Here is a 7,924-nt window from a genome sequence, read left to right on the forward strand (position 1 = left end):
TGCCAATTGTACGAGAAAGGGTAAGTCTTTAAAAGCAATACGACCCCCCCGTATACTGTGCCAAATCACCTTTTCCGGAGCATGACCTTGTTGTTGCGTCTTTTCACCCTTGGCTGCCTGCTGTTGCTGGCCGGTTGTGCCACCACCCAACCCCAGCGCGATCAGGTCAACTGGCAGCAGGAGCGTACCCGGCTCGAGCAACTGACCCATTGGCAGCTGTCTGGCAAGATGGCCATCATCACCGCCCAGCAGAAGGGCAGCGCCCGGGTCAACTGGCAGCAGGATGGCGACGACTATCGCCTCAACCTCACCAGCCTGATCGGCACCCACATCCTGGAGCTATCCCGCAGCAAGGGCGAGATCACCCTGATCGACAACGAGGGCAACCCGCACCAGAGCCAGGATGCCGAGGCACTCGTCTATCAGCTCACCGGCTGGAACATTCCGGTGGCCGGGCTGCCGGCGTGGATCAAGGGCTTGCCGGGCGAGGCCGAGTTCGAGCTCAATCCCGACCGCAGTCTGGCCAGTGTGCGTGACGGCCAGTGGCAGATCGTCTATGGCGACTACCGGGATCAGGACGGCTATCGCCTGCCGCACCTGCTCACCATGACCGGCCAGGGCAGCCGCCTCAAGCTGCAGATCAACCAGTGGACCATCACCCGCTGATGGCGGCCATCGACAAGGACTCCCCCATGAGCGCCATGCGCTGGCCGGCTCCGGCCAAACTCAATCTCTTTTTACACGTCAACGGCCGTCGCCCGGACGGCTACCACGAGCTGCAGACCCTGTTCATCTTCCTCAACCACGGCGACTGGCTCGAGTTCGAGGTGATCCCGGCCAGCGACAGGCTCACCCTGAGCCCGGCCATTCCCGGCGTGCCCGATGAACAAAACCTGATCATCCGCGCCGCCCGTCTGCTGCAGGCCAGGCTGCCAAGCCCGCAGGGGACCCATATCAGGCTGGATAAGGTGCTGCCCATGGGCGGTGGCATCGGCGGCGGCTCGTCGGACGCCGCCACCACGCTAGTGGCCCTCAACCACCTCTGGCAAGCCGGCCTGAGCGAAGACGAGCTGGCCGAGCTCGGCGTGCAGCTGGGCGCCGACGTGCCGGTATTCGTGCGCGGCAAGGCCGCCTTTGCCGAGGGGGTCGGTGAGCGGCTGCAGCCGGTCGAGTTGCCGAGCGCCTGGTATCTGGTGCTCAAGCCCGATTGCCATGTGGCGACCGCCGCCGTGTTCCAGGATCCGGACCTGCCCAGAGATACCCCGAAAATGGCATTGCACAATCTGCTGGAAGGGGAGTGGAAAAACGATTGCGAATTGCTGGTGAAAAAGCGCCACCCCGAGGTTGCCAATGCGCTCGGCTGGTTGCTAGAATACGCGCCGTCAAGAATGACGGGCACAGGAGCCTGCGTCTTTGCTCAGTTTGAAGACGAAGTGGCTGCTCGGGAAGTGTTGGCAAAAGTGCCGAAAGGATGGGATGGATTTGTCGCCAAGGGCGAGAACATATCACCACTCTTCGCTACATTGCAACAAGTCAGTGATTGGGGTATCGCCAAGCGGTAAGGCAGCGGGTTTTGATCTCGCCATTCCTAGGTTCGAATCCTAGTACCCCAGCCATCTCCTGAACATCGAACAGGGTATATCGATTCACCTGCCGCAGCAGTCTTGCCGGGAGTGCACACTCCCCCTCGCCAGTTGCAGCACCCATCGTTACCCTGTCGTCTTCGGGAAGGTCACTGGTCATCATGGATGACGGGGCGTCGACCAGCACGACGCTCAACCGGCTTGCCGCATGTAACGTGGGCACCTGACCTGAAAGCAGCCTATAGTGGTCTGACCCGTCAACTTGATAAATCGTTTGCCCCCAAACGATAAGGGTCTAATCAGACTCCCCACATACTGGATGCAACCCCGAGGTTTCAAACCGTGCCTGACATGAAGCTGTTTGCTGGTAACGCAACGCCGGAACTAGCCCAGAAGATCGCAGATCGCCTGTTTATCAAACTCGGCAATGCTGCCGTAGGTCGCTTTAGCGACGGCGAGATCAGCGTACAGATCAACGAGAATGTACGTGGTGGCGATATCTTCATCATTCAATCCACCTGTGCCCCGACCAACGACAATTTGATGGAATTGATCGTGATGGTGGATGCTCTGCGTCGTGCTTCAGCTGGCCGTATCACTGCCGTAATTCCCTACTTTGGCTATGCCCGTCAGGACCGCCGTGTCCGCTCCGCCCGTGTTCCCATCACCGCCAAGGTCGTCGCCGACTTCCTCTCCAGCGTCGGTGTGGATCGCGTGCTGACCGTTGACCTGCATGCCGAGCAAATCCAGGGCTTCTTCGACGTCCCGGTCGACAACGTGTTCGGCAGCCCGGTGCTGCTGGAAGACATGAAGTCCAAGAACCTCGAATCCCCCGTGGTCGTGTCGCCGGACATCGGCGGCGTGGTACGTGCCCGTGCCATCGCCAAGCTGCTGGACGATACCGACATCGCCATCATCGACAAGCGTCGTCCCCGCCCGAACGTCTCCCAGGTCATGCACCTGATCGGTGACGTGGCCGGCCGCGACTGCATCATCGTCGACGACATGATCGACACCGGCGGCACCCTGTGCAAAGCCGCAGAAGCCCTCAAAGAGCGCGGCGCCAAGCGTGTATTCGCCTACGCAACTCACCCGGTCTTCTCCGGTTCCGCCGTGGAGAACATCAAGAACTCCGTGATCGACGAACTGATCATCACCGACTCCATCCCGCTCACCGCGGAGATGAAGGCGGTCGACAAGGTCAAGCAGCTGACGCTCTCTTCCGTGCTGGCCGAAGCCATTCGCCGCATCAGCAACGAAGAGTCCATCTCTGCCATGTTTGAGCATTGATAGACCCTGTTGTGACAAAAACCGCCAGCTGGCGGTTTTTGTCTTTCTAGTCCCAGTTACACCCGGTATTGCCCTGCCCCGTTGCAGGTTAAGGATTGTTCCATGAATCGCTTGCGCCCGCTGCTGCTCCTCGCCTTCTGCAGCTTCCTGTTCGCCTGTCAGCCCAACAATGAAAACCAGCCTTTCGTGCTGACTCTGGCTCACATGAACGACACCCACTCCCAGTTTGACCCGGTCAACGCCGAGCTGAAGGGGCCTCTCTTTGGCAAGCAGGGGGAAACCGACACCCTCTACACCCGCTTCGGCGGCTATCCGCGCCTGCTCACCATGGCGAAATCCTTCCAGGCCGATGCGCTGGCCAAGAACCAGCCGCTCCTGCTGCTGCACGGCGGCGATGCCTGGCAGGGCAGCGGCTACTTCAAGCTCAACGAGGGGATGGCCAACGCCGAGCTGCTGAGCCAGTTCGGCCTCGACGCCATGGCGCTGGGCAACCACGAATTCGATCTGGACAACCAGAAGCTGGCCCGCTTCATCAAGGGGGTCAACTTCCCGGTACTGGCCGCCAACCTGGATACCCGCGACGACCCGGATCTGCGCCACGCCGCCAACCTCAAGCCGTTCGTCATCTACGCCTTCGACGGCAACCAGAAGAGCCCGGTCACCGACATCAACAACCTGCCCCAGGGCAAGCAGCTGGTCGCCGTGATGGGGCTGGTGCTGGAGGACATGGCCAACATCTCCCCCAACGTCGGCAAGCTGCGGTTCTGCAATGAAGTCACCTCGGCCCAGGCCACGGTGGATCTGCTGCGCCAGCACGGCATCGACCACATAGTGGCGCTCACCCACATCGGCAACCAGCGGGATCTGGCGCTGGCGGCCAAGGTGAACGGCATCGACGCCATCGTCGGCGGCCACTCCCACAGCCTGCTCGGCGATTTTCACAACATCGGCTGGGGCAACACCGGCGAATATGCACAGCTGGTCACCAACCCGGACGGGGTCGGCATGACCTGTGTGGTGCAGGCCGGCTCCTATGCCCAGGCCATCGGGCTGGCCCGGGTCAGTTTCGACGCTCAGGGCAGGGTCATCTCTTGTCAGGGTCAGAACCAGCTGCTGGCCAGCCGCGACTTCTTCGCCGACCCCGCCCGCAAGCAGGCACTGGATGAGGCCCGCAGCAAGCAGGCTGGCAAGTTCATCGACGCTCAGCCCAACCTGGTGACCGTGGATGAGGATCCGCGCCTGCGCGGCATCATCGACAGCCACTACAAGCCTGCTCTGGAGCAGGCGTTCGGCCCCGTCATCGCCACCATCCCGGCCGCCCTGCAAAATGCCCGCCGCCCCGGCGACAATGGCAGCGACAGCCACGGCTCCGACGTCGCCCCGCTGGTGGCCGAAGGGCAGTACTACTGGGCCAATACCCCGGCGGTGCAGGCGCTGACCGGCGGTCCGGTCCACTTCGCCCTGCTGGCGGTGGGCGGCGTGCGCGCCGATCTGCCGGCCGGCGAGCTGCGCGAAGGGGATGCCGCGCTCACCCTGCTGCCATTCAAGAACCAGCTCTCGGTGCTGACCCTGACCGGCGCCGACGTGCGTTCCCTCTTGACCGAGACCATCACCGCCACCCTGCCCGCCAGCGCCCACGCCGGCAAGTTCCCCTACGGCGGCCACCTGCGCTACACCTTCACCGAGACCACCCCGGGCAAGGGCGGCGCCCTGACCCAGTTGCAGTGGCAGAATGCCGACGGCCAGTGGCAGGATCTGGTGGACAACCAGCGCTATCGGGTGGTGATGAATGCCTACAGCGCCAACGGCAACGATGGCTGGCAGGCGCTGGCCCGCGCCCAGGCGCAGCAAGCCGAGCGGCTGGATCTCGCCTGGCAGGATGGCAAGCTGACCGGCTTCCCGGTCGAGCGGGTGGAGCAGCGCGGCGATCAGCTCAGCGCCCGCTATGCCACCGGCCATCAGCTTGACTGCAAGGCGAGCGGCGTGGATTGCGGCACCGACGCCGCCTCCTTCGTTGCCTACGTGCGCGATGCGCGTCCCACCCTGACCGCCCTGAACGAAGAGACGGTCACCCTGGTGCGTGCCGCGCAGTAACCCGGCCCCCGCCGGCAAGCTACAAAACGGGCCCCGCACTGGGGCCCGTTTTGCTGACGTTGGCCACCGGTTCCCCGCTTTTCCCCGGCACTGGCCGAGCTTTGGTTGAGTGATCGCCAGTCGGCGGCTAGAATATTGCGTCCCATTGCCCTGGGCAGTCGGCCCATTGCAAGCAGCGAGTGAAGAAATCAAGCGTGACAAGCCAAATCAAACTGATCGTGGGGCTGGGCAATCCCGGCCCGGAATATGCCAAGACTCGCCACAATGCGGGCGCCTGGTATGTGGAGCAACTGGCACGCTGGCACAATGTCAGCCTGCGCGAAGAGCCCAAGTTCTTCGGCCACACCGCCCGCATCCAGGTAGATGGCCAGGATGTGCGCCTGCTCATCCCGAACACCTACATGAACCTCTCCGGCAAGGCGGTGGCTGCGCTGGCCCGCTTCTACCAGATCGAGCCGGAAGCCATGCTGGTGGCCCACGATGAGCTGGACCTGCCCCCCGGCATCGCCAAATTCAAGCAGGGCGGTGGGCACGGCGGCCATAACGGCCTCAAGGACATCATTGCCAAGATGGGCAACAACAACAATTTCTTCCGGCTGCGGCTGGGGATAGGTCACCCGGGCGCCAAGGAGCTGGTCGCCGGTTTCGTGCTGACCAAAGCGCCCAGCAGCGAGCAGAACCTGATCGACGCCGCGCTGGACGAATCCCTGCGCGCCACCGACATTCTGTTCAAGCAGGACATGACCAAGGCCATGAACCGCCTGCACAGCTTCAAGGCCGAGAAAGTCTGAATAGAGATGCCTGACACGCGTCAGGCTCGCACAATATGACAGGGCTGCCCGCGCGGCCCTCACACAGCATCCATCACGTAAGGTAACAATCCATGGGTTTTAAATGCGGTATCGTGGGCCTGCCCAATGTAGGCAAATCCACCCTGTTCAACGCGCTGACCAAGGCCGGCATCGAAGCCGCCAACTTCCCGTTCTGCACCATCGAGCCGAACACCGGCGTGGTACCGATGCCGGATCCCCGCCTCGACCAGCTGGCGGCCATCATCAATCCGCAGCGCGTTGTGCCGACCACCATGGAATTCGTGGACATCGCCGGCCTGGTGGCCGGTGCCTCCAAGGGCGAGGGCCTGGGCAACCAGTTCCTGGCCAACATCCGTGAAACCGAGGCCATCGGTCACGTGGTGCGCTGCTTCGAGGACGAGAACATCGTTCACGTGGCGGGCAAGGTCTCCCCGGCTGACGACATCGAGGTGATCAACACCGAGCTGGCCCTCTCCGATCTGGATGCCTGCGAGCGTGCCATCAACCGCCAGTCCAAGCGCGCCAAGGGCGGCGACAAGGATGCCAAGCTGGAAGTGGAAGTGCTGGAGAAGATCAAGGTGGCACTGGAAGACGGCCAGATGATCCGCGGCATGAAGCTGGACAAGGACGAGCTGGCCGCCGTCAGCCACCTGAACTTCCTGACCCTCAAGCCCACCATGTACATCGCCAACGTGGCGGAAGATGGCTTCGAGAACAACCCCTACCTGGATCAGGTGCGTGAAATCGCCGCCGCCGAGAACGCCGTCGTGGTGGTGGTCTGCTGCGCCATCGAAGCGGACATCGCCGAGCTGGATGACGAAGATCGCGCCGAGTTCATGGCGGATCTCGGCATCGAAGAGCCGGGCCTGAACCGGGTGATCCGTTCCGGTTACGAGCTGCTCAAGCTGCAGACCTACTTCACCGCCGGCGTGAAGGAAGTGCGTGCCTGGACCATTCCGGTGGGCGCCACCGCCCCGCAGGCCGCGGGCAAGATCCACACCGACTTCGAAAAAGGCTTTATTCGTGCCCAAACCATCGCCTTCGAAGACTTTATCGCCTACAAGGGTGAGCAAGGCGCCAAGGAAGCGGGCAAGATGCGCGCCGAAGGGAAGGATTACATCGTCAAGGATGGCGATATCATGAACTTCCTGTTCAACGTCTAATCCCATGAGAGGCCAGCATTTGCTGGCCTCTTTTTTTATCTGGCCCAAGCACCTATCTGCTGGATATGTCGTAAAAAAAACCAGATTGTTGGGCTTTTGCGCGACAGCGACCAATAACTCGCCAAACGCACTCAAATTCGTTTTTTCAGACAAAAAAAGGGTTGACGCCCCAGAGCCAGATACGCATAATTCGGCCCGCACAGTGACGAGGCAACGAGGCACTGGAAGCAAGGTTGGCTATGTAGCTCAGTTGGTTAGAGCATCGCACTCATAATGCGGGGGTCACAGGTTCGAATCCCGTCATAGCCACCATCTCTAGTTGGGGTATCGCCAAGCGGTAAGGCAGCGGGTTTTGATCTCGCCATCCCTAGGTTCGAATCCTAGTACCCCAGCCATTATTTCAGTTGTCGGCATTAAGGTGTCGGTGACAGGTCAAGGGAAGCAGTGATGAGTGTTGAACTCGTCAATGTGTCCAGGTTCAAATCCTGGTATCCCGGCCATTGTTAAAAGATGTTTGATAGACTCTGTCAGGCATCGCTGTTGGGGTATCGCCAAGCGGTAAGGCAGCGGGTTTTGATCTCGCCATTCCTAGGTTCGAATCCTAGTACCCCAGCCATTTTTAAAAAGATGTTTGATAGTCTCTGTCAGACATTGCTGTTGGGGTATCGCCAAGCGGTAAGGCAGCGGGTTTTGATCTCGCCATCCCTAGGTTCGAATCCTAGTACCCCAGCCATCATTCTGTTCTCTTCCACCCAGTGGTTGACAACAAACGGCTATGTAGCTCAGTTGGTTAGAGCATCGCACTCATAATGCGGGGGTCACAGGTTCGAATCCCGTCATAGCCACCATTTTAAAGCGTTCCTTCAATCATCTGATTGCAAAGAACACTGTTGGGGTATCGCCAAGCGGTAAGGCAGCGGGTTTTGATCTCGCCATCCCTAGGTTCGAATCCTAGTACCCCAGCCATCATTCTGTTCTCTTC

The 7,924-nt window shown here is 60.9% G+C and carries 6 protein-coding genes and 7 tRNA genes; all 13 read left to right on the top strand.

The window, feature by feature from the left end:
• The first annotated feature begins 81 nt into the window (after positions 1-81).
• The 13 genes from lolB to AB5Y98_RS17240 all read left to right on the top strand — a co-directional run bounded on the left by lolB (position 82) and on the right by AB5Y98_RS17240 (position 7,908).
• Positions 82-666, top strand: a complete 585-nt coding sequence (gene lolB, locus AB5Y98_RS17180) for a lipoprotein insertase outer membrane protein LolB (protein ID WP_010633224.1) — start codon at positions 82-84, stop codon at positions 664-666.
• Positions 667-692: 26 nt separating this feature from the next.
• Positions 693-1,562 (top strand): 4-(cytidine 5'-diphospho)-2-C-methyl-D-erythritol kinase, encoded by an 870-nt coding sequence (gene ispE, locus AB5Y98_RS17185; protein ID WP_268001030.1) that lies wholly within the window; start codon positions 693-695, stop codon positions 1,560-1,562.
• Positions 1,542-1,616 (top strand) — tRNA-Gln (locus AB5Y98_RS17190). The genes ispE and AB5Y98_RS17190 overlap by 21 nt, the downstream gene beginning before the upstream one ends.
• Before the next feature lie 309 nt (positions 1,617-1,925).
• The gene (locus tag AB5Y98_RS17195; RefSeq protein WP_005298464.1) at positions 1,926-2,873 is read left to right on the top strand and encodes a ribose-phosphate pyrophosphokinase; all 948 of its coding nucleotides are present in this window, start codon (positions 1,926-1,928) and stop codon (positions 2,871-2,873) included.
• 102 nt (positions 2,874-2,975) lie between these two features.
• On the top strand, positions 2,976-4,967 hold the full coding sequence (locus AB5Y98_RS17200) for a bifunctional UDP-sugar hydrolase/5'-nucleotidase (RefSeq protein WP_368232328.1): 1,992 nt from the start codon (positions 2,976-2,978) through the stop codon (positions 4,965-4,967).
• 194 nt (positions 4,968-5,161) lie between these two features.
• Positions 5,162-5,758 carry an aminoacyl-tRNA hydrolase gene (gene pth, locus AB5Y98_RS17205; protein ID WP_010633221.1) on the top strand — a complete coding sequence of 199 codons (597 nt, stop codon included), beginning with the start codon at positions 5,162-5,164 and terminating at the stop codon, positions 5,756-5,758.
• Positions 5,759-5,850: 92 nt separating this feature from the next.
• Positions 5,851-6,942 (top strand): redox-regulated ATPase YchF, encoded by a 1,092-nt coding sequence (gene ychF, locus AB5Y98_RS17210; protein WP_005298458.1) that lies wholly within the window; start codon positions 5,851-5,853, stop codon positions 6,940-6,942.
• A gap of 235 nt (positions 6,943-7,177) precedes the next feature.
• A tRNA-Met gene (locus AB5Y98_RS17215) sits at positions 7,178-7,254 on the top strand.
• A gap of 8 nt (positions 7,255-7,262) precedes the next feature.
• A tRNA-Gln gene (locus AB5Y98_RS17220) sits at positions 7,263-7,337 on the top strand.
• A 146-nt stretch (positions 7,338-7,483) separates the two neighbouring features.
• A tRNA-Gln gene (locus AB5Y98_RS17225) sits at positions 7,484-7,558 on the top strand.
• Between the two features lie 42 nt (positions 7,559-7,600).
• A tRNA-Gln gene (locus AB5Y98_RS17230) sits at positions 7,601-7,675 on the top strand.
• 38 nt (positions 7,676-7,713) lie between these two features.
• Positions 7,714-7,790 (top strand) — tRNA-Met (locus tag AB5Y98_RS17235).
• 43 nt (positions 7,791-7,833) lie between these two features.
• Positions 7,834-7,908: transfer RNA gene (locus AB5Y98_RS17240), tRNA-Gln, on the top strand.
• Positions 7,909-7,924: the final 16 nt, after the last annotated feature.

Source organism: Aeromonas sp. s3 (assembly GCF_040907805.1).
Taxonomy (GTDB): domain Bacteria; phylum Pseudomonadota; class Gammaproteobacteria; order Enterobacterales; family Aeromonadaceae; genus Aeromonas; species Aeromonas dhakensis.